Below are 21,106 nucleotides of genomic sequence, written 5' to 3'. Positions count from 1 at the left end.
TCATTAACATATCAACATTACACCAACGATTATATTTTTTAAAGATTGAGTTATACGAACCAAATTCTTTAGGCAAATCACGCCATGGGCAGCCTGTTCTTATTCTATAAAGTATTGCTTCGACAAAATTTCTCAAATTAGATTTGAAATAGATATCAAAATTTCGGAAAATAGAAAGTAACTTAGACCAGTGTTGATCATTCAGCATTGTACGAGGCATAGCGAGAAGTAAATTTAGTTTGGCGATTAAATTTTACTTTCTCGCTATTTTTTTGAACAGTAAATGTCAACAGACCCTAAAAATAAACGGATTCGTCATTTATCTTTTTAAAATGCCAAATCCATCAAATCTTCAACGTTACATAACTAAAACTATAAAAATGGTGCTATTTATTTTGCTAAACTTCAAGCATGAACGCTTGTATTTTTCATACAATTCGACAAGATACATCCCGAGTCAAAAATAAAGTTGCCAGGACGCTTCAGTATGCAAACGCTAATTTCCAATATTTCCAACCGAATCCGCCAAGTGTATCAGAGGGCGGAAGGATTTATTGAAGATGAGCGTGAATTTCCCCTATCGCAAGTATTCCTGAATGCAACTTTTCAGCGCTTTGTCACAGACAATGTCGATGCCTTGAAAGACTTACACGCAGATTTACATGAAGACTGGCTGCGTCTCTACGCAACCCTGGATTATAAAGGCCTGATTGTCACTTTATCGGTTGATTTGAAACTGGTACAGATGGAATTGAATAAAACCACCCAGTTGATCGTTTTCGAGCAAATTAGTGATACCCAGCTGATTGAAGCCAAATATCCAAATATGCTGTATAAACTTGGCGTGCGTTTCGGCTTGTTCTTCTATCAACGTGTCTTGAATAAAGATCCGTTGGGAATGATTCTGGAAAAACTGGGGGTAATTAAAGTCATCGATGACTTGCTCTATCTGGATTTAAATCGCTGGTTAGGCAAAAGCCGATCGGTCATTGATACCTTGGGCAAAGTTCACGTGAATCATGCAGTGCTACGGGAAGCCGAACTGGTGGTGATTGGCAATGTCAATCTGGCCGCCCTGTTTAGAAAACTTTCCCAAGATCAGGAAGAGAACTGGGATGAAGACAAGATGGATGACAACCGGGTCACCCCTATCAAACAGAAAGATCCTTCTTAAATCATGTCAAACGTAGTTTTTGAACAAAAGTTCCATAAAACTACATGAAATATACATTTTTGGCAGAAATATCCCTTCAACTTCCATATTTTGCCCAAATAATAAAGGGTGCAATAAATGATATTTTTTGCCCGTTTAACCAATATAGGAAAATAACTGATGGCGAAGACTGTATTCAAAACTTTAGTGATGACCACGGGTCTGAGCAGCGCGATACTGTTCACTGGTATTTCTAGCCAGGCTTTTGCCATGACTCCTTTTCAGGCCAGTTATCAATTTAGCTATAATGGCAAGAACATGGGTTCTGCAACACGGACTCTAAGTAAATCTGGCAATAACTGGACTTATGTCTTTGCTGCAAAAGCTGGAGGGATTGCCTCTGCAACCGAAACCAGCCGCTTTACTTTTAATAATGGCAAGATCGGCTCAAGCAGTTTCAGTCGCAGTAGTAAAGTATTGGTGCATAACAACACTATGAGTATTAATTTCAATCCTTCCAGCAAAACTATCAGTACCAAGAAAGATGATGAAAAACGTTCTTTTGCCTGGAGAGCAGATGTTCTGGATGAGTTGAATGCGGAATTGCAGATCCGTGAAGATTTAAAAAATTCAGGCCTGAAAGCAAATTACTACATCGCTGATGCTAAAGAAGTTGAAGGCCGCAAGTTTGTCAAACAGGGTTCAGAGACTATAAGTACCAAATACGGATCTTTTAATACCATTAAAGTGGTGATGAAACATAGCAAACCAGGTCGTGAAACCATTTTCTGGCTGGCACCAAAACTTGACTATCTTCCAGTCAAAGTTTCGCATGTCGACAAGAAAACCTCCTATGGTTTACTGTTAACTGACTATAAAGGTGCAAGCAACTAAGTTTTTGGCGAATTTCACTTGATTTTTTCCGGGTGCTTTTTACAATACGCTTTTGCTTGAAAAAGCACCTGCTCTTGAGGATTCTCCCGTGCATGCACTAGAACAGAAAATCTTGGCTGAAGGCATCGTCCTCTCTGAAGAAGTTTTGAAAGTAGACTCTTTCTTAAACCATCAGATTGATCCAGTCATGATGCAACTGATTGGTCAAGAATTTGCGCGTCTGTTTAAGGATGCTGGTATTACCAAAATTATTACGATTGAAGCATCAGGTATTGCACCTGCCGTAATGGCCGGCCTAGAGCTTGGCGTACCGGTGATCTTTGCACGTAAATACCAGTCTCTGACCCTGAAAGATGATTTATATCGTTCTAAAGTCTTTTCATTTACCAAACAAACTGAAAGCACGATCGCGATTTCAAATAAACACATCAGCTCAACCGACAAGGTTTTAGTGATCGATGATTTCTTGGCTAATGGTCAAGCAGCTTTAGGTCTTGCAGACCTGATTCATCAGGCAAATGCAGAAGTAGTCGGTATTGGCATTGTGATTGAAAAATCATTCCAGCCAGGTCGTGATCTGCTGCTTGAAAAAGGCTACCGTGTGGAATCACTGGCACGTGTGAAGTCTTTAGCAAATGGCACAGTTGAATTTGTTCGCGACTAAGCTCGCCAATGAATTTCAAAAGAGCGCTGATGCGCTCTTTTTTTATTGCGTTTTTCTGATGATATAAATTTAAAATATCCAAAACTCGGCTATAGCTCAGCCTAAATTCTTATTTATTCTTCCAGATTTGATCCTAGATAAATGACTTAATCTTAAGCTCCAGACTACTCAATTTCTGAAATAGAGAGTGTCAAACAATAAGTACTTTTTTATCCGATGAATAAACAACAATTTATGTGGATGTTATTATAAAATAAAGAGGCCTAACTATCTGCCAATAGTTAGACCTGTGTTCACCTCGAAAAAAGAGTTTATTTAACAGTCACAGTGATACTACCGCTATTCACAGCACCGATAGCGGTAGTTGTGATGCTGTTGTTAATAGCAGTTTGAGTTCCTTCTGAAATAGCACTGACAGATGCATCAATAGCACCCGCATTATAGGCAATATTCGCTACACTATAATTGCTTAAAGTTTCATTGATTTCCTCACTATAGTCAGTACTCAGTGTCGAACTTATAACTTCCGAGATATCTGAACTATCCGAAACCTCTGATAGCTCCTCTAGAGTTTCAGAATTATTAGTTGCACTGGTTACTGCACTGTAGTCGTAGTTATCCGTGGCATCTGATATGTCTGATACCACCTTATTGTAGCTACCCTGCTCAATACTGATACTACCTGTATTCGCGGCACCAATCGCAGTAGTTTCAATTGTACCTTCAATTGAACTAATGGCCTCTGGTGCTTCTCTTGTAGCTTCTGCAATTGCTTCTAAATCAACGCTTGCATCAACATCACCTGTATTCACTGCAAGATTCAAAGCAGAACCATTTTCAACCTGCTGAGAAATAGAATCCAAGGTAGCTTGCAAGCCTGTATCTAGGGTGACGTCAGTAGGTGTTTCATCTCCTTGGGCATATGCCATACCTGCGCTAGACAGAAAGGCGACGGATAAAGCGATTTTTTTGATCGTGTTTTTCATCGTTGTTCTTCCTACTTTTGTTTTGAAGTACCTCTCGCTAAGTACTCCTTCTTATAATGGGAGCGAGCCCATTTTTAAATATTTTTAATCACGCTGGGTGCTAGACCAGTAATTTTCGACCACCTCAGGATTGGCCTCCCATAGCGTTGTGGTTTTTTCATCTTCTTGTTCTTTATCAGCCTTTTCTTGAGTATCTTTTTCTTCATTCTTTTCATTTGAAGAAGGTGGATGCTGCTTCTTGCTAATATATTTAATCAAGTCCTGTTTGCTCATTTCAGGCTCTGCTTCAGGGTTTTGAATCACCTCGGACTCTTTCTGTTTTGGCGGTTTCGTATCTTTGCTCGGTGAGTTGGTTGACTTATTTTTTTCATTAGATGAGTCTGCCTGGCTTGAGACTGACTCCTGAACAACACTGCTTGAAGCTGTACTATTTTGTTGCTGGTTTTTCTTGTATTTATGCAGAGCGACAGAACTTCGGGTTAAGTTCAATTGACCAAACTCTGGCGGTATCTGCGCACGGCAACTTTCAAATACGGCGGGTGGGACAACCTGACTCAGCAATTCAAAAGTGGCCAGATTCAACATTTGCCGCAAGGCAAAGTTAGTTGCCTCTCGTTCTCCTTTTCCAATCTGAATATTTAAGAGTGTACGACCAGCGAATCTGCCTGCACTTAAGCCATAATCCTGTGCAGCAATTTGCTTCTGCAATGAAACATTGCCCACGACTTTACTGCTGCGGGTATCAGTCAAAGATAAATCCAGACCGACCATAATCCGGGTTTGACTATAATTCGGACCGACACCAGCGATCTGCATGTCAAAACCACCACCCGGAATAAAATCCAGACTGTTAATACTGCCTGTCACATAATAATCAGAAGCCTGGATTTGTCTTGGATCACGAATGCCCCACTTGGCTTCGCTTTCGATAATCCGGGGATCACGCCGGTTCATTAAGCTTACCCCTGCCTGAAACAAGGCAGATTGCACCATATCTCCCGCACCTTGGGTCACCATTTTTCCGCTACCACCATTGGTAACTACATCCTTACCGGTTTGATCCAGAATTGCCCCCACGGAGAAACTCACATCACTACGTAATTGTCCTTTTAGGCAGGATAAAGCCATATCAAAAGGGGTAAAAATATCGGTAATTGGGGGGCCTTGTACCAGGCTAACTGGCTTCTTGTTTGAGGGCGCTAAACCCGTGCAGCCTGTTAAAAAAGAGCTGAAAAGGACAGTGGCACTCACGAAAGATATATTTCTTCTGGTCAAGGAGAAATTCAGCATTGTGATTCTCCTGGTCTGTTACTCAAATTAAGACAGCGCTGAGGATTTTGGTTGGTATTTGAATTGACTGGGGCTTCATTCAGCAATTCACTCGTAATATCGATATTGTTGTCTGTACCCTCTACATTGATATTGTTGGTCGGGGTATTTACCGTGCCGATGGAAGTGGTTGAGGTGCTATGAACGGTGGTTTTACCTAATCCGGAATAATAGTCTGACTCCTTGAGTTCGATCAGATTAGCTTGAACTAGATTCTCATTGGAACGGGCACTGGATGATTTCCAACGCTGAGTCCACTCATCAGAAGTGGCATAAGCGTTACTCAGAAAACATAAACATAATAAACCCAGATTGATAACTAATATTCTCATAATCTTAATATCCTCTGATTTAAGATATTTATTTAATTTTTCATTTAAGTAAGATTAAATTTATCTAAAAAATATTAAATCACATAAAATTATAAAATGTAAAACTAATCCCTATTCACATATTTTTTTGTTTCATTTAAAAATATAAAGTATTGTTTTTAATTAATAAATAGAATTCTTGCGTTAGTCAAATTTTAAGCAGTCGAAAGCTATATTTTATGAGGTTTTAGCCAATTCAAAAATTAGATAAAACTATACTTTCGCAAGAGGTCTAATATTTGTTTATTATTTGTGATTTGTAAGAAATCATTATATAAATTTTTTTTGAATATAAGTTTTATATAAAAAACTTGATTAAGATAATATAATTTTTATATTAGTAATAATCAAAAATTTATCTAATAAAGATTAGAATTATCATGCTTTTTATATTTTAAAAGTCGTAAATTTTTATTTTATTGGAACTTCTATTTAATAATAATAAATGTCACACATTATTTAAAATATAATTAATCAATCACAATGAAAGTTACTTATAAAGAAACGCCAATATTCAGGTGCATTTTGGCTGAAAACTTAAATAGACCCGATAAGAACTTGTTTGCATATTTTTCGATATTCCTTCCTTTTTCATCTCGAATCTAGAAATAGTCTGTTCAAGACGCAATATTTAGAATTTTAGAATAATGAAAGAAGAACATTTCTGATGATCTTGAGATTTGCCATTTTCTTAAGACTGTTTGAGAATTGCTTTAATCAACAGAGAAGGCATATATTTACAGCTGAAATACAATGTTTTAGCGTGAACTCAACTAGAATCAAGTCAATATGCAATGCCCCTGATTCGAGCATTCAGAGCTTATACTGTGTTGTTGTATGTTATGAATAAGTGCTGATCAGGGCACAAATCCTATTCCCGATAAACCTAAAACAAGCACATCTCAATCCTTGATGGAACAATCTATGCAATGTCCTAAATGTGGCTCAGCTGATATCGAACAGCGCGATCATGAACAGAATTTAAAGAAAATTGGCGGCATTCTCATGAGTTCAGCGGGTGCAACTGCAGGGACTGTAGGTGGCGCTGCTTCGGGTGCATCCATTGGCGCTGCGATTGGTACGGTAGCCGGACCTTTAGGTGTGATTGTCGGCGGAACCGTAGGCACTTTTGTCGGTGCAATCAGTGTCGGAATTACCGGCGGTGTGGTCGGTAATTTTCTGGGGAAAAAAGCTGGGGTTTCTGTCGACCGTAATCTGTTTCAGGATTATCAATGTCTGAAATGCAAATACAGATTTAGTCAAAAAGATCAAAAAGATCAAAAAGATCAAAAAGATCAAAAAGATCAAAAAGATCAAAAAGATCAAAAAGAAGCCTAATAAAATTCAGGAAATGAAGTTCATCCTTCATTTCCTGTGAGTGTTTTTCAGACTCGATTGAGTTTCAGTACCACTTCACCTAAACGCTTGCCTTGTACTTCACACAGAATTTTTTCATCCTGACTCAAGCCCTGATCATGCCGTGGGCCGCTAACATGACTAGCACCATAAGGTGTACCACCAGTTTTGGTATTCGAGAGTGCCGGTGTTGCATTGCTGAGCCCCATAATCATCATGCCATGATGAAACAACGGCGGCAGCATGGTCAGCAAAGTACTTTCCTGTCCGCCATGCATGGAACCTGATGCCGTAAACACGCAAGCCGGTTTACCGTGTAGCGCTCCATTCAGCCACAGACTCGTGGTCTGATCCCAAAAATATTTCATTTCAGAAGCCATGTTGCCAAAACGGGTCGGTGAACCAAGCGCCAAACCGGCACACTGCGCCAGATCGTCTAGAGTACAGTAAATATCCCCTTCTGCCGGAATACTGGGTTCAGCGACTTTTACCACGCTGGATATATTTGGAACTGTCCTGATTTTTACTGCCACGCCTGTCGCTTCAATTCCATTGGCAATTAAATGCGCCATTTCTTTGGTTGAGCCATATTTGCTGTAATATAAAACAAGGACATAAGGTTGCATCATGGTTCTTAGTCATTACTTAAAAAAATAAAACTATACGATACTTTGCAAGTTTTTTGGTTAAGCTGATGGTGAAAATTCATGATGATTAAAAAAATTGAGATTGGATGCAGATGATTGTTAAGTATTTAAAGAAATTACCTTTCTATGAAAAACACTGGTTTCAATTTGTTTTATTTGTACTTCGACGCTTTGAAGCAGACCGCTGTCGCGAACAGGCAGGTTCCCTGACCTACACTACCCTGTTTGCGGTGGTGCCGATGCTGACGGTTTTTCTGGTAATTATCTCTTCCATTAAAGCGCTGGAACCTGCGCGGCAGCAATTGCAACAACTGATCTATAGTAATTTTTTACCCAAAACTACAATTGCCTTTGATAAGGCCCTGAATGCCTTTACCGATAAATCCAGCAATCTCACCATCATTGGTATTCTGTTCTTGTTTGTGACGACAGTATTGATGCTCAGCAGTATCGAAACGGTGTTTAACCGCATTTGGCGCGTGACTGAAACGCGGGGCGGAATTATGGGCTTTATGCGTTACTGGACCATCATTTCGCTCGGGCCGATTTTACTCGGCAGTGCATTTGTGATTTCTTCGACCGTGGCATCCATGAGCATTCTCAGCAATAACTTTGCCGGTTATGAGCTTGATGGCGCTTTTGTCCTATGGGCGATTTCCTTTTCTTTGACTGTACTCGGATTTTTCATTTTGAACTGGACCATCCCGAATCGCAGTGTACCGCTTAAATCTGCCTTTATTGCCGGTCTATTTAGTGCCGTGGTGTTTGAGCTGCTGAAAAATCTGTTTGGCTATATCATGTCAAACTTTACCAGCTATGAGATCGTCTATGGTGCCTTCGCCGCCGTGCCGATTTTCCTGCTCTGGATTTATCTGTCGTGGATTATTGTGTTATTGGGGGTTGAAATCAGCTATGCCCTGACGGCGTTTGAATCTGGGCAGGACAATAAACGCCATCCCATCGTCATGCTGCTGGATCTGTTAGAATTATTTTATAAAAAGCAGAAAACTGGTGAAAGCATCAGTGAAGCCCAAGCACTTGAGGTCTTAGGCCGGGATGAAATTGGACGCTGGCCGAGCTATGTCGCCATGTTTGAAAAGCAGAATTTGATCAAACGTACCGATGAAAATGAATATGTGCTGGTTCGTGATCTGGATCAGGTCAGCTTCTGGAATTTTTATCTGCAATTACCCTATCCACTGCCACGCAAAAACCATCTCACCAATGCCCAGACTGATGACATCTGGATGCAAAATTTCTCACCTAGATTACAGGAAACCGATCAATATCTGGAAGAAAAACTCAATTTTCCATTGTCCGAACTGTTCCGACATAAATAAAAAAATCCTCTCGCTTGAGAGGATTTTTTTTAACTGATAGCGGTAGATTTCCAGCAGACTATAGCGCCTGCAGTCACCAAACCCGTCCCGATCCAAAAACTGAGTTCGGGTCTGACATCCAGAATCAGCATTGACATGACCGAAGAAAGAATCGGCATAAAATAGGTGGCTAAAATCAGCACCTTGATATTGCCGAACTGCATACTCTGATTCCAGTTACTATAGGCGATGCCAATCAGACTACCCACCACTGCAATTCCCAGCCATAGCTTGAATGTGGGCATGATAAAAGGTTCGTTTAATCCTAAATGTAAGAACCATAAGCTAATTACAGCGACCAAAAAGAAAATCGGTACACCATTTTGTCCGCGGCCATAGGTCCTAGTTAGAACGCAGTAGCAAGGCCATAACAAAGCGCCGAGAAAGGCAAAGCCATAGGCCCAAGGATTTTCAGCTAAAGCCTGCATAAACTTCGGCAGATTAGTGATTTCTGGATTGACCACCAGCATCAGTCCCATCACAGCGAGCAGAAAGCCTGGAATCACCCAGAGGCGAGCCTGCAACTGTCGGGCAAAAATCGAAAAAACAATCATCAAGGGTGGCCACAGATAATTGATCATGGCAATCAGCATCACCTGTTCACGATTATCCGACCATGCCACAGCAACCAGAAATAGAATCTCATAAGCCACAAATAAAGCGCCACAACCGAGCAGATAACGCTTGGACATTTGCATGATTTTTGGAAAGCCGGTGAACGCAAAAATCGCCAGACTGCTAAAACTATAAATTAAAGCAATCCCCTGCACTGCACTGGTGGATTCAGTAATCAGTTTCACTACGGCGACCAGACTGGCCCAGATCAGAATAGAAGACAGACCAATCCAGGTCGCTAAATTTACAGACCAGATTTTCATGCTTGCTCTTGAATGCTTTTATTGATATTCGGTTTTTTCAGCCATCCCTGCAAACTCACTAGAATCACACCCAGCATGACCATACAGGTGCCGATAATAAAATTGATTTCGATATGTTCATCCAGAATCAGTACGCCGAACAGCATGCCGAATACAGGGGTCAAAAAGGAAAATACCCCTAGACGCGATGCCAGATAATGCTTCAGCATCCAGAACCAGATCAGATAACTGGCAAAGGAAATCAGCACGGTATGAAAAACCAGACTGGAAATAGACAACACCGTCCATTGAATGGCTGCTTGTCCAGTCAGAACAGCCAGAGGCAATAACAGCATTCCACCTATCAATAATTGATAGAACAAAGTCTGGGTTGCAGGTGCTTCAGCCAGCCGGCTCAGACGTACACTGACTGTGGTGGCTGCCCAGAATACGCCGCCAAGCAAAGCCAGAAAATCTCCCCACAAGGCATCAGTTTGTAAAGTTGATTCTGTCTGTGGACGTAACAGAAAGCTGACTACAATTCCGCTAAAGGCAAGAAATATTCCGCCCCATTGCACAGAAGACAAACGCTCTGCCGGCAATTTCCAGTGTAAACCCAAAGCCACAAAAATCGGCGCGGTATAAAGTAAAACAATCGTATGCGAGGCTGAGGTATAACGCAGTGCCTCACCAATCAGATAGAATTCGGTTGCAAACAACACACCGACTAGTAATCCTGCAGGTAAATAGCGTGCATTCCAGAGTTGACGGCGCACGCTCTGCTGAATCAGGGGATAAACCATCAGCGCAGACAAGGCTGAACGCAAGGCAATTTGCATCAGGGCTGAAATATCATTCGCGGCCCACTTCAGTACCACCTGTTGTAAACCCCACAACATACACAATACAAACATGATGGCAGATGCTTTGGCATCTAATGCCTGACGCTGGCTCACATACGGTCCTGTTGCTCATTTGGAAGGTACACTATAAAAGTGTCAGAAATAAAAGATATACTTCAAAACAGACAAATGATGGTGTTATTCAGGCAATTTCGGTGATGCATAAAAAAATCCAAGCAGATTCAGCTTCGCTCAAGCAACTTCCGACCCATGATCTGATTAAAGCACCTCTGTGGATCAGTTTCAGGGAAGATCCTGCGCAATCTGTTTATCCGCTACATGGCCATGCCTGGGGAGAATTTGTCTATGCTTTTCATGGCGTGATGGAAGTGAATATTAATCATATAAATTATGTGACGCCTTCACCTCACGGCATCTGGCTCCCACCGAATTTAGAGCATCGTGGTCTGAACCGTACCGCAGTTTCTCATGGCACCCTGTATGTGCATGAATCACTATGCAGCCAACTCCCTACTCAACCGGGTATCTTGCTCAGTGCGCCTCTGGTCACTGCTTTATTTACCCACCTGAAACAACTGCATCAGCAAGATCATCCGGGATTCGAGAATTCAGCTGAATATCAGCGTCTGCTACAGGTGCTGCTTGATCAGCTCCAGCAAGCCCAACTGGTCAGCAGTTATCTACCGCATTCAGAACATGCATTGCTGAAACAGATTTTAGATTATTTACATCAGCATCCGGCAGATCACAGCTCGCTGCAGCAACTGGCCGAACGCGTCAATTTAACCGAGCGGACGTTAGCGCGATATAGCCAGAAAGAACTGGGAATGTCACTGCATGAATGGCGGCAACGCCTGAAAGTGATGCAGGCCATGTCTTTATTAAATGCAGCGCATAGTGTCGAGAGCATTGCCTTTGATCTGGGCTATGCCAATGCCTCGGCATTTATCAGCATGTTTAAACGCTGGATGGGAAGCACCCCAGATCAGTTTCGCAAACGTTATACTGCTAATGATTAAAATTATGCATATGAAAAAGGAGCCAATAGGCTCCTTTGATTCAAAGTTTTGGTTATTTCACAAAAGTCGTCCAGACATAATCCTGAGACTGCCCTTTGAGGGTCATTTTCAGTTGATCGCCTGAATGCAATGCTGCAACACCTGCCGGGGTACCGGTCATCACCACATCCCCTTCTTCCAAAGTAAAGACCTGACTGATGTCAGCCAGCAAGGTAGCAATATCAAAAATCAATAAAGCGGTATCACCTTTTTGACGTAGCTCATCATTGACTTGCAGTGTGTAATGCACATCTTTCCAGTCAGTGACTACATCGGCGACAGGTACCCAATCCGACAACAGACAAGAGCCATCAAAGGCTTTGGCACGTTCCCAAGGCTGGCCTTTTTTCTTGAGATCATCCTGTAAATCACGCAAAGTTAAGTCCAGACCTAAAGTCACCGCACCCACAGCTTCAAGTGCTTTCACAGGATCGCTTTCTTTGCTTAAAGTCCGGTCAATACGCAAACTCAGTTCACATTCATAATGGCAATTGCCCCATTCCGGATTCCACTCAATGCCTGCTTCGAGCGAACTTAAGGCACTCGGTGGCTTGATGAACAATACCGGACGATCAGGGATCGCATTGCCGAGTTCTTTGGCATGATCGGCATAACTGCGACCCACACAAACGATTTTGGATGGACGTGTGCTCATGATCAAAACTTCCCTTTTCCTTTTATAGATATCTGAATTATTTTTTAAATGTATGCTCGAACATACTCTGTTCAGTGCCATCCTTAAATGCACGCTTCGGCACAATAACCACGGTACGGTTTTTTAATTCCATCATATAAGTGAGTTTACCGACAGCAAAATTCTGCACTTCACTATATGGCACCAGCTTGCTACGATCATTATTAAAAATTTCCGCATAGTCCTGATACAGATCAATACCCTGTTCGCTTTTACCAAACTGATATTTAACAAACTGACGTTTAAACATCATCGGCAGGAACCAGTAACGCATAATACCTTGCAGGAGCAGAAAGAATGCGCCCAAAGCCACGTAATAACGTCCGACGCCATCAAAACCCATCGAGAAACCCCAGATGATGATCCCGATACTGACCAGAGGCGTCAGAAAACGTGAAATCTGCTTTTTACCAAACGTCGCCAGGGCAAAACCATCCTGAGATTCTTCTAAAGTCAGAAAATAACGGGTCGATAAAGTCGGTGCTGACTCAGTCATAGCATCACATCAAAAATAAAATCTTGCCCAATACTATACCAAAATATCCATAGCGCTTATGGCCTGTCGCATCAATTACATAACTTTGCTTTGGAAATACGTGCATTTGGTTTTAAATAAACAGCAATTAAAACAAAAAATACGCAACAGGATGTTGAATGAAAGAATTAAAGCAATGCATGCTCATCGGTGTTTGTTTGGCAGTTTCTGTCCCAGCACTGGCCAAGATTATTCCCTGGAATGCCGAAATACCAAGCAGTCTGAGTGCTTATCAGGGCAATGCCCAGCAACTGGCAGAATTAACCGGCGAGCGGATTCTGATTTATGCGCATCCAACCAGTAAAACTCAGCTTCCCACCTTAAACAGTAATGCAGCCAGCAAGACACAGTTTTATAGTGCGGCTGTAGTATTGCCTGTGGCTGAAGCTCAGGTTGAAAAATTGCTGCAACATTATCCGAATTATGTCGGTCTGTTTCCGACCTTAAAGTCGGCCAAGGTGCTGGAGCAGCAGGGTTCGATTCAGCAGGTTAAATATCAGGTTCATATCCCGACCCCGATTCCAGTCTTGAACTTTAAAGAAACCGTAGTGATGCAGCATCATCTGGGTGAAAACAGCATCAGCACCTTAATTATTGATGCGCCAATTCTCTATGGTGCAGGAAAACTGGAGTGGTTTGCACTGGGTCCGCATAGAACGCTGGTGACTGTCACCCAATGGGGCGACCTGAACCAGCCCAAAGGCTTTTTATTCAGTAAAATCCTGAATGCGCTACCTGAAGCCAAACTCGGCATTCCGCCGAGTACCAATGCATTTCTGCTGGAAGCACTACAACAACGCTTTAAAATCGAGCATACAGCAGCACTAGTAACTCCGATTCCGCAACTTAGATTCAACCCTCAACAGCTACAAAAAATTGCCCAGATCAGCCAAAAGTCTGGTCAACCGGTCAGTTTCATTTTTCCGAACTATCAGATTAAAGAAGGAAAAGCCTCAGAAAATTTAAGATTTAGCAGCACCTATCAATATTTTGCGCATCCGGTCGAAAAATTGCGACCGTGGTTAGCGGCTGAAGCGACGCAGCAGCTTTTTCCTCGGCAGATCAAGAAAGTCGAACTGAATCCGGTCAATACTCAGAATATAGATGCCAACTATAAGGTGTCGGTGGGTTTGGGCGTGATTCAGATCCCGTTTAATTTTAAGATGCATTTTTACCAACCTGATTCCCTGCAAAACCAGTTCAATGCCAATGGCGGTGACTTGAAGTTTGTGAAAGGTGGTATGCGCTTATTGCCGCAGTCACAAGGTACCTTATTTCAAATCACCAGCAGTATGAAAATTCACGATCAGGCGCCGTTCTTATTAAGAGCCATGCGTAGCATGCCCTATCATGATATTTTACCAGCAGTGGGTGGTAATACCGTTTATGCACTGAAAGTGCAGCAAAAATTAAGATGAGCAGGAAGCAGAGAGTTATTGGTTTTTTATATGAAAAATAGTTAAAAATCACAGACGTAAAAAAACCGCATCAACGTGCGGTTTTTTCAGAATTCTTATCAAGATTGGTGCGCTCAGAGAGATTCGAACTCCCGACCCCTTAGTTCGTAGCCAAGTGCTCTATCCAGCTGAGCTATGAGCGCGACGTCTTGATGGGGTGCATTATACGAGCTTTTTCAGTCTTGTTAAGTGTTTTTTAATAAAATCACAACTGAATGTACAGTAATTAAACGATGTATCAAAATTTATAGTTTTCTGCTGAAAATTTCTGCGGATTTAGAGCTAAAAACACTTAATTAATTCAATCAAGAGGCTTGTATTTTCCAAAAATTCCATCACTACGCAATGGGTCAGCCTTAAGTAACCTGAGTTCGATATAAAAAAAGAGTAGAAAAAAAGCCCTGTTTTTGTAACATATTGGTTCTCAAGACAAAATGTTATAAAACAAGGCTTCTCAATGGATCATATTACCGAATTATTTTGTATTTTGGATGATTTCTGCAAAAAATTTAATGACTCTTTAGAGAAAGCTTTAATTTCTGATCAAAAAACCAGGTTGAAAAAGTCAGCTTTAAGCTTGTCTGAAGCAATGACCATTGTCATTTTATTTCATCAATCCGGTTTTAGATTCTTCAAATATTTTTATTGCCAAATGATCGTTCCATTCTGGAAATCTGCTTTTCCTAAACTGCTTAGCTACAACCGATTTATTGAAATCATGCCCCGTTGTTTGCAAGCTCTGAGTTGTTTCTTCCATCAGGTGAAAGGAAAAGATACGGGAATCAGTATCATTGACTCCACTAAATTGGTAGTTTGCCATAATCTTCGGATTAAAAGGCATCGTGTATTTAAAGGCTTGGCCGGTCGTGGAAAAAGTAGTACGGGTTGGTTTTATGGTTTTAAATTACATCTCGTTATCAATAATTTAGGTGAAATTATTAATCTCAAACTGACATCGGGAAATGTTCATGATGTTGCTATATTAGAATCTTTAACTCAAGAATTAAATGGGATCCTACTCGGAGACAAAGGCTATTTGAGCAAAGCAAAAGCCGAAGCTTTAGCAGCAAGAGGACTGAAAATATTGACCCCATCACGTCGGAATATGAAAAATAAATCCATCCAAACTGAAGAAGAAAAACAATTACTTTGCAGAAGAGGATTGATCGAAACAGTGAATGATCAATTAAAAAATTTACATCAACTTGAACATTCACGTCATCGTTCGGTAAATAACTTCATGGTGAATATCATGGCTGCTGTAGTGGCTTATTGTTTGAACCCCAATAAGCCAACTTTCCAAAATATGCTAAAAGGTTAAGTGGATTTCATCGAACTCAGGTTAAGTATTCTTAACCAGGTATTCAGCCAGAATAGAATTCAAATATAAAACGACCATCATCCTTGTACACTTTATCACTCGCCTATTGTTCCAGTCTTTACTTCTCCTGCCCTTTGATAATGCGTAAACACAATACCATTTGAGCTGGCCAGATGATCTATCAATTGAAAAGCGGCGGGTATTGATTCATGGCTAAACAGGCGTTTGCCAACACCGAGTATAATTGGAAAAGTCAGCAGACGAAGTTCGTCCACAAGCTCATATTTGAAAAGTGTCTGTACCACTGCAGCACTACCATACACGCGAATATCCCCCTCTCCCGATGCTTTAAGATTGATTATCTCATCAATGCTTTTCAGAAAAAGGGTATTTTGCCAGTCGGAATGCTCCAGACTAGTAGAAAGAATATATTTATTGACGTCATTGATTCCCGGCCAGTCTTCAGTATGTGTGGGCCAGTAAGATTCAAAAATCTGAAAAGTATGTTTCCCTAAAAGAATATCGGAGGGCTGCATCCATTTTTGCATAATGACATCAAATGCCGGATCAGGTTCCGCATTAAAATACGGCGCCACCCAGCCACCATATTGAAAGCCACCAGATATATCTTCTTCTGGGCCGCCGGGCCCCTGCATCACGCCATCGAGGGTCAAAAATTCCTGGACAATGATTTTTCTCATCACGACTGCCTTTATTTTTATTCACTCGCCTGAGACTTATTTTTAGCACGTGTTGTCTGGTGTTTCTGTAAATTTTAGGCACAAAAAAACCGCAACATGTGCGGTTAATTGTTCAAGTTGGTGCGCTCAGAGAGATTCGAACTCCCGACCCCTTAGTTCGTAGCCAAGTGCTCTATCCAGCTGAGCTATGAGCGCGTAACTTGTGTGCCTCGGTTGGCAATACGTTTTTTCTGCTTAACTTACTTGGTGCGCTCAGAGAGATTCGAACTCCCGACCCCTTAGTTCGTAGCCAAGTGCTCTATCCAGCTGAGCTATGAGCGCGCGACATAAGTAAGCGTGGCGGTGAGAGAGGGATTCGAACCCTCGATACAGTTACCCGTATGCGTCCTTAGCAGGGACGTGGTTTCAGCCACTCACCCATCTCACCGTAACGTGCGGCCATAATACAAATTTCGGCATGGCACTGCAAGCGCAGCATCAAAAAAAAGTGCATATTTTTGCTCGTTTAAATACTTTTTAAGCAATTCCTCGATTTTTCGCGCATTTTGATGGCAAAAAAACTGCATAAATTTCCAGTTATCGAAAATTAACAGAAAATTGAAAACTTAAATGGATTATTGCAATCATTTACGTGCAGTCTGCGCATACATGTTTTATGCTAAACCTATCTCCTAAGATAAATTTAAAGACATGATGAAAAACTGGGTCGATCCTGAAGCAAAAGCTGAAGCCGAACGTTATGACAACCCTATCCCTAGCCGCACGCTCATTTTAGAAACCATCGAAAAGAACAATGCCCAGTCCCATGCAGACCTGGTCGAACATTTTGAAATTGCAGATCAAAAAAGTATTGATGCCCTGAGCCATCGTTTAATTGCGATGGTGCGTGACGGGCAACTGATGAAAGACGGCTACAAGTTTCAGATTGCCGTCGAGCAACCTGAATCCGAAGCGACGGTTTATATCAATTCCCGAGGGATGGGAACTGCCAACATTTCCGGCCAGGATGACCTATTATTGGCTGAGCGTGAACTGCGTCTGGTCTTTAATGGTGACCGCGTTAAAGTGCGTCAGACTTCGGTAGACCGTAAAGGTAAGGCCTGGGGCTATATTACTGAAGTTGTGCAGCATCGTGTCAAACAGATCATTGGTAAAGTGTCAGAGTATGATGGTGAATACTTTATCCAGCCAGCCAACCCGAATGCACATCAGCCAATCACCCTTGAAAAAGAACTGATCGAACATGCCCAGGTCAATCTGGGTGACTCGATTCGTGTGGCGATTGATACCTATCCGACCCGTGAAGAATTCGCGACTGGGCATATTGTGCAGTCCATGGCAGACAAGGCCGATACTGAAATCATCATTCCACAAACCATTTTAGAATATGGTTTGCCTTATGAATTCCCGGAAGAAGTGGTTAAAGAAGCCGAGAGCTTTAAAGAACCAACGGCCAAAGACCATGAAGGTCGTGTGGATCTGCGTGATTTAGCCTTAGTTACTATTGACGGTGAAGATGCACGTGACTTTGATGATGCCGTTTATGCCGAAAAACGTCCGGGTGGTGGCTATCGTGTGGTCGTGGCCATTGCCGATGTCAGCCATTATGTGCGTCCAGGCAAACCGCTGGATGATGAAGCGCAGGAACGCGGGACGTCAGTCTACTTCCCGCACTTTGTTTTACCGATGCTGCCTGAAGCATTGTCGAATGGCCTGTGTTCGTTAAATCCGAATGTTGACCGCCTATGTATGGTCTGTGATTTAAAACTGTCACGTGCTGGCCGTGTTACCGGTTTTGAGTTCTATCCATCTGTTATGCATTCCAAGGCACGTTTGACCTATGATCAGGTCGCACAGTATCTGGAAGGTGACAGTCAAGCCATTACCGAAGACCGTGAAGTTCGCAAGTCGATCAACACCCTGTTCCAGCTTTATCAAGTTCTTAAAAGTTTACGTGCTGAACGCCATGCCATGGAATTTGAAACCGTCGAAACTTACATGACCTTCGACGAACTGGGCGGAATTAAAGAAATTTTGCCGCGTAGCCGTAATGATGCGCATAAGCTGATTGAAGAATGTATGTTGCTGGCCAACGTGGCAGCCGCAGAATATGCATTGAAAAATGAAATGCCAATGTTGTACCGCGTGCATGAGCCACCTGAGTTCTCACGTATCCAGAAAGTCCGTGACTTCGTCAAGCTGCTGGGTTTGAATTTCCCGGAACAGCCGACTCAGAAAGATTATCAGGCGGTGATTGAAGCGACCAAAGAACGGATTGATGCACCAAGTATTCATGCGGTGTTATTACGCTCCATGATGCAGGCTTACTATGGTGCGAGTAATGCAGGCCATTATGGTCTGGCTTATGAAGCCTATACACATTTCACTTCACCAATTCGCCGTTATCCGGATCTGTTATTGCATCGTGCAATCAAAGCACATTTAAATAACAAGCCATCTCCACTTTCAGGTGGTGCTTTAGATGAAGCTGGTGACCATTTCTCTGCCACAGAACGTCGTGCAGATGAAGCATCACGCTCGGTAACGACCTGGTTGAAATGCCATTATATGCAGCAGCATCTGGGTGAAGAATTTGTCGGCATTATTAGTGCAACGGCAGAATTTGGCCTGTTTGTCACGCTAAAAGACCTGTATGTCGATGGTATGGTGCATGTCAGCCAGCTAGGCGATGACTTCTTTGTCTTTGATCAAAGCAGCCAGAATCTGATCGGCCAGAACCGTGGTCAGGTCTTTGGTCTGGGTGATGAAGTCAAAATCAAGGTTGCCGGTGTCAATCTGGAAGAACGCAAGATCGACTTTGAACTGGTGCAACAACTCAGTCATGCCGGCCGTGCAGTTCGTGCCCGTGCACCGCGCGTGAGCGAGAAAAAACCAGTATCACGTCCAGCAGCAACCGAAGAAGTGTTCGGCAACAATGAACGTGAATCTAAATCCAACCTGAGCACCGATGGAGAACAGCCCATACGACGCAAAAAAGGAAAAGGAAAACCCAGCTCTTACAGTAAAAAGTCTGCTAAACCATCTGCAGGAAAGTCTGAAGCAAAGGTTAAAGATAAAGTAAAGAAAAAGGCCAAGGTCAAAAAGAAAAAGTCGAATGCAAAAGCCAAGACTGAATAATTTTTGACGGTTTAAAAAGAGTGCTACGGCGCTCTTTTTTATTCAATACGAACAGAAGATAATAATTTAGAATAAATTTTATCTACATCTGCTATATGATTCTTGATTTTCTCTTCACAAACATTTTGGTCTAATTTTTCATCTATTTGCTCGATTTTTGCATCAATAATCTTGTTATAAATATCTGTAAATTTTTTAGAAATTAAAATAAATTCTGATTTATCAGAAAGGTTCTCAATAAGAACTAAAATTGCATATACTTGATAGTATGATTCTTTCATTTCATTAAAATCAGATTTTTTCCATTCAGGTTTATGAGATAAATCTAAAGTTTTAGTTGTCCACCCAACTAATTGTTTGTAAGCAAAAATAATTTCATCTCTTTCAACTTTTCTATTTTCTTGTTCTTTCCATTTATCTAATAAAATGTAACCTGCATAACCAATAAATAAGGTAGCTGACCAACTCATCATCGTGGCAAATGCTCCTTTATCTAGATCATTATCATAAGGCTTTGTTGCACAAAGCTGTTCGTAAGGTCTAATTCAGCAATATAATTTCCGAATGAAGAAGCCTCCACCTAATATCTACCGTACAATCAACTGGTCCAAATACAATCAAGCCTTAATTAATCGAGGAAACATTTCGATTTGGTTTGATCCCAAGACTCAATGGTACGCTCAACCCAAAGGTAAACATGGTCGAAATCAAACTTATTCAGATACAGCCATCCAATGCTGTTTAATGATTAAATCCTTATTTCGACTCTTTTTACGTATGGTCACTGGCTTTGTGAAAAGTCTCATTAAGCTTTGTGGTTTAGATTGGACAGCGCCAGATTATTCCACCATTTGCAGAAGACAAAAGCATATTGATCTTGTAATTGGCTATCAAAAAAGTAGTGATGGACTACATCTACTTGTGGACTCTACTGGTTTAAAGTTTTTAGGTGAAGGTGAATGGAAACGCAAGAAACATCAGCCTGAATATCGTCGCCAATGGCGAAAACTTCATATCGGTATAGATGCTGAAACCCTACAAATACGATCAGTTCAACTCACGACCAACAATGTGAGTGATTCGCAAGTCCTTGGTGATTTACTAAATCAAATCCCATTGGATGAACAGATTGATTCAGTCTATACAGATGGGGCTTATGACACAAAACAATGCCGTCAGGTCATTGCAGATCGGCAAGCGCATGCAGTGATTCCACCTAGGAAAAATGCGAGACCTTGGAAAGATACAAAAGTTCATTCGCGAGAGCGAAATGAATTACTTCGAACAGTTAAGCATTTAGGAAGAATAATATGGAAAAAATGGTCAGGTTACCATCGGCGCAGTTTGGTTGAAACCAAGATGCATTGCATCAAATTATTGGGGGATAAACTCAGTGCGAGAAACTTTCAAAGCCAAGTCAATGAGATTCATGCACGTGTGGCAGTATTAAATAAATTTACGGAATTAGGCCGACCTCATACCCGAGTTGTGTCTTAAATTTGACTAGCTCAGAGTAGCTTTAATTTTAAATCTTTGTGCAACAAAGCCTTATCATAATAAGATATTGGGACAACAAAATCGAAGATAAACCAATATTACAATATACCAAGTAAGATAAAAGCGACTGCTGCACTAAATAAAAATGTTACTTCTGTTTTTCTTTGCATAATAATTTTTCTCTATTTTCAAATTATAAAGCAAAT

The 21,106-nt window shown here is 41.5% G+C and carries 21 protein-coding genes and 4 tRNA genes; 11 read left to right on the top strand and 14 right to left on the bottom strand.

The features are described from left to right. The coding region (locus tag ACIG3F_RS03125) for a transposase (RefSeq protein WP_396469355.1) at positions 1-220 on the bottom strand (220 nt) is incomplete at its 3' end. Positions 221-487: 267 nt separating this feature from the next. Here ACIG3F_RS03125 and ACIG3F_RS03120 point away from each other — a divergent pair. The 3 genes from ACIG3F_RS03120 (at position 488) to ACIG3F_RS03110 (ending at position 2,711) form a co-directional block, all read left to right on the top strand. Then, positions 488-1,174, top strand: coding sequence for a hypothetical protein (locus tag ACIG3F_RS03120; protein ID WP_044113162.1), 687 nt, complete (start codon positions 488-490; stop codon positions 1,172-1,174). Positions 1,175-1,333: 159 nt separating this feature from the next. Further along, positions 1,334-2,047, top strand: a complete 714-nt coding sequence (locus tag ACIG3F_RS03115) for a DUF3108 domain-containing protein (protein WP_071850839.1) — start codon at positions 1,334-1,336, stop codon at positions 2,045-2,047. 88 nt (positions 2,048-2,135) lie between these two features. Continuing rightward, entirely contained in the window at positions 2,136-2,711 is a 576-nt protein-coding gene (locus tag ACIG3F_RS03110; protein WP_005094083.1) for a xanthine phosphoribosyltransferase, read from the top strand. A gap of 311 nt (positions 2,712-3,022) precedes the next feature. Here ACIG3F_RS03110 and ACIG3F_RS03105 read toward each other — a convergent pair whose 3' ends face one another. Both ACIG3F_RS03105 and ACIG3F_RS03100 read right to left on the bottom strand, forming a co-directional pair. Next, positions 3,023-3,697, bottom strand: coding sequence for a hypothetical protein (locus ACIG3F_RS03105; protein ID WP_396469352.1), 675 nt, complete (start codon positions 3,695-3,697; stop codon positions 3,023-3,025). A gap of 84 nt (positions 3,698-3,781) precedes the next feature. Next, a complete protein-coding gene (locus ACIG3F_RS03100; RefSeq protein WP_396469350.1) occupies positions 3,782-4,987 on the bottom strand; it encodes a CsgG/HfaB family protein in 1,206 nt (401 codons plus the stop codon). Between the two features lie 274 nt (positions 4,988-5,261). Between ACIG3F_RS03100 and ACIG3F_RS03095 the strand changes: the two genes are divergently transcribed. Both ACIG3F_RS03095 and ACIG3F_RS03090 read left to right on the top strand, forming a co-directional pair. Next, positions 5,262-5,342, top strand: coding sequence for a hypothetical protein (locus tag ACIG3F_RS03095; protein ID WP_396469366.1), 81 nt, complete (start codon positions 5,262-5,264; stop codon positions 5,340-5,342). A gap of 967 nt (positions 5,343-6,309) precedes the next feature. Continuing rightward, entirely contained in the window at positions 6,310-6,735 is a 426-nt protein-coding gene (locus ACIG3F_RS03090; RefSeq protein ID WP_171065910.1) for a hypothetical protein, read from the top strand. A 47-nt stretch (positions 6,736-6,782) separates the two neighbouring features. Here the strand turns inward: ACIG3F_RS03090 and wrbA are convergent, their stop codons facing one another. Then, positions 6,783-7,379, bottom strand: a complete 597-nt coding sequence (gene wrbA, locus ACIG3F_RS03085) for an NAD(P)H:quinone oxidoreductase (protein WP_396469365.1) — start codon at positions 7,377-7,379, stop codon at positions 6,783-6,785. A 113-nt stretch (positions 7,380-7,492) separates the two neighbouring features. Here wrbA and ACIG3F_RS03080 point away from each other — a divergent pair, with 113 nt between their 5' ends. Continuing rightward, complete coding sequence (locus ACIG3F_RS03080) at positions 7,493-8,740, top strand: YihY family inner membrane protein (protein ID WP_004645086.1); 1,248 nt, start codon at positions 7,493-7,495, stop codon at positions 8,738-8,740. 29 nt (positions 8,741-8,769) lie between these two features. Here ACIG3F_RS03080 and yddG read toward each other — a convergent pair whose 3' ends face one another. Both yddG and ACIG3F_RS03070 read right to left on the bottom strand, forming a co-directional pair. Next, on the bottom strand, positions 8,770-9,657 hold the full coding sequence (gene yddG, locus ACIG3F_RS03075) for an aromatic amino acid DMT transporter YddG (protein WP_004281450.1): 888 nt from the start codon (positions 9,655-9,657) through the stop codon (positions 8,770-8,772). After that, a complete protein-coding gene (locus tag ACIG3F_RS03070; RefSeq protein ID WP_005108620.1) occupies positions 9,654-10,592 on the bottom strand; it encodes a DMT family transporter in 939 nt (312 codons plus the stop codon). The genes yddG and ACIG3F_RS03070 overlap by 4 nt, the downstream gene beginning before the upstream one ends. A 104-nt stretch (positions 10,593-10,696) precedes the next feature. Between ACIG3F_RS03070 and ACIG3F_RS03065 the strand changes: the two genes are divergently transcribed. Further along, on the top strand, positions 10,697-11,518 hold the full coding sequence (locus tag ACIG3F_RS03065; protein WP_396469348.1) for an AraC family transcriptional regulator: 822 nt from the start codon (positions 10,697-10,699) through the stop codon (positions 11,516-11,518). Between the two features lie 52 nt (positions 11,519-11,570). On the opposite strand, the gene ACIG3F_RS03060 is transcribed toward ACIG3F_RS03065, so the two are convergent. Then, positions 11,571-12,212 (bottom strand): fumarylacetoacetate hydrolase family protein, encoded by a 642-nt coding sequence (locus tag ACIG3F_RS03060; RefSeq protein ID WP_005108618.1) that lies wholly within the window; start codon positions 12,210-12,212, stop codon positions 11,571-11,573. Between the two features lie 37 nt (positions 12,213-12,249). Further along, positions 12,250-12,747: a hypothetical protein gene (locus ACIG3F_RS03055; RefSeq protein WP_396469346.1), complete on the bottom strand. Its 498-nt coding sequence runs from the start codon at positions 12,745-12,747 to the stop codon at positions 12,250-12,252. Positions 12,748-12,905: 158 nt separating this feature from the next. On the opposite strand from ACIG3F_RS03055, the gene ACIG3F_RS03050 reads away from it, so the two are divergent. Beyond that, positions 12,906-14,204: an SRPBCC family protein gene (locus ACIG3F_RS03050; protein WP_396469345.1), complete on the top strand. Its 1,299-nt coding sequence runs from the start codon at positions 12,906-12,908 to the stop codon at positions 14,202-14,204. Positions 14,205-14,309: 105 nt separating this feature from the next. Here ACIG3F_RS03050 and ACIG3F_RS03045 read toward each other — a convergent pair. Continuing rightward, positions 14,310-14,386: transfer RNA gene (locus tag ACIG3F_RS03045), tRNA-Arg, on the bottom strand. A 314-nt stretch (positions 14,387-14,700) separates the two neighbouring features. Here ACIG3F_RS03045 and ACIG3F_RS03040 point away from each other — a divergent pair. Next, positions 14,701-15,564, top strand: a complete 864-nt coding sequence (locus ACIG3F_RS03040) for an IS982 family transposase (protein ID WP_396469343.1) — start codon at positions 14,701-14,703, stop codon at positions 15,562-15,564. A gap of 95 nt (positions 15,565-15,659) precedes the next feature. On the opposite strand, the gene ACIG3F_RS03035 is transcribed toward ACIG3F_RS03040, so the two are convergent. The 4 genes from ACIG3F_RS03035 to ACIG3F_RS03020 all read right to left on the bottom strand — a co-directional run bounded on the left by ACIG3F_RS03035 (position 15,660) and on the right by ACIG3F_RS03020 (position 16,692). After that, positions 15,660-16,265 carry a dihydrofolate reductase family protein gene (locus ACIG3F_RS03035; protein ID WP_114541580.1) on the bottom strand — a complete coding sequence of 202 codons (606 nt, stop codon included), beginning with the start codon at positions 16,263-16,265 and terminating at the stop codon, positions 15,660-15,662. Positions 16,266-16,383: 118 nt separating this feature from the next. Beyond that, positions 16,384-16,460: transfer RNA gene (locus ACIG3F_RS03030), tRNA-Arg, on the bottom strand. Positions 16,461-16,509: 49 nt separating this feature from the next. Beyond that, positions 16,510-16,586, bottom strand: a tRNA-Arg gene (locus ACIG3F_RS03025). A 16-nt stretch (positions 16,587-16,602) separates the two neighbouring features. Further along, positions 16,603-16,692 (bottom strand) — tRNA-Ser (locus ACIG3F_RS03020). A gap of 263 nt (positions 16,693-16,955) precedes the next feature. On the opposite strand from ACIG3F_RS03020, the gene rnr reads away from it, so the two are divergent. Continuing rightward, the gene (rnr, locus tag ACIG3F_RS03015) at positions 16,956-19,403 is read left to right on the top strand and encodes a ribonuclease R (protein WP_253138830.1); all 2,448 of its coding nucleotides are present in this window, start codon (positions 16,956-16,958) and stop codon (positions 19,401-19,403) included. A 38-nt stretch (positions 19,404-19,441) separates the two neighbouring features. Here the strand turns inward: rnr and ACIG3F_RS03010 are convergent, their stop codons facing one another. After that, positions 19,442-19,876, bottom strand: a complete 435-nt coding sequence (locus ACIG3F_RS03010) for a hypothetical protein (RefSeq protein WP_071850857.1) — start codon at positions 19,874-19,876, stop codon at positions 19,442-19,444. Positions 19,877-19,967: 91 nt separating this feature from the next. On the opposite strand from ACIG3F_RS03010, the gene ACIG3F_RS03005 reads away from it, so the two are divergent. Then, on the top strand, positions 19,968-20,900 hold the full coding sequence (locus ACIG3F_RS03005; RefSeq protein ID WP_396469340.1) for an IS5-like element ISAlw1 family transposase: 933 nt from the start codon (positions 19,968-19,970) through the stop codon (positions 20,898-20,900). Positions 20,901-21,106 lie beyond the last annotated feature (206 nt).

It is taken from the genome of Acinetobacter sp. NPDC052428 (assembly GCF_044547685.1).
GTDB classification, from domain to species: Bacteria; Pseudomonadota; Gammaproteobacteria; order Pseudomonadales; family Moraxellaceae; genus Acinetobacter; species Acinetobacter lwoffii_G.
The sequence above is the reverse complement of the archived record's forward strand: the minus strand, read 5'-3'. Positions and strand labels throughout refer to the sequence as shown.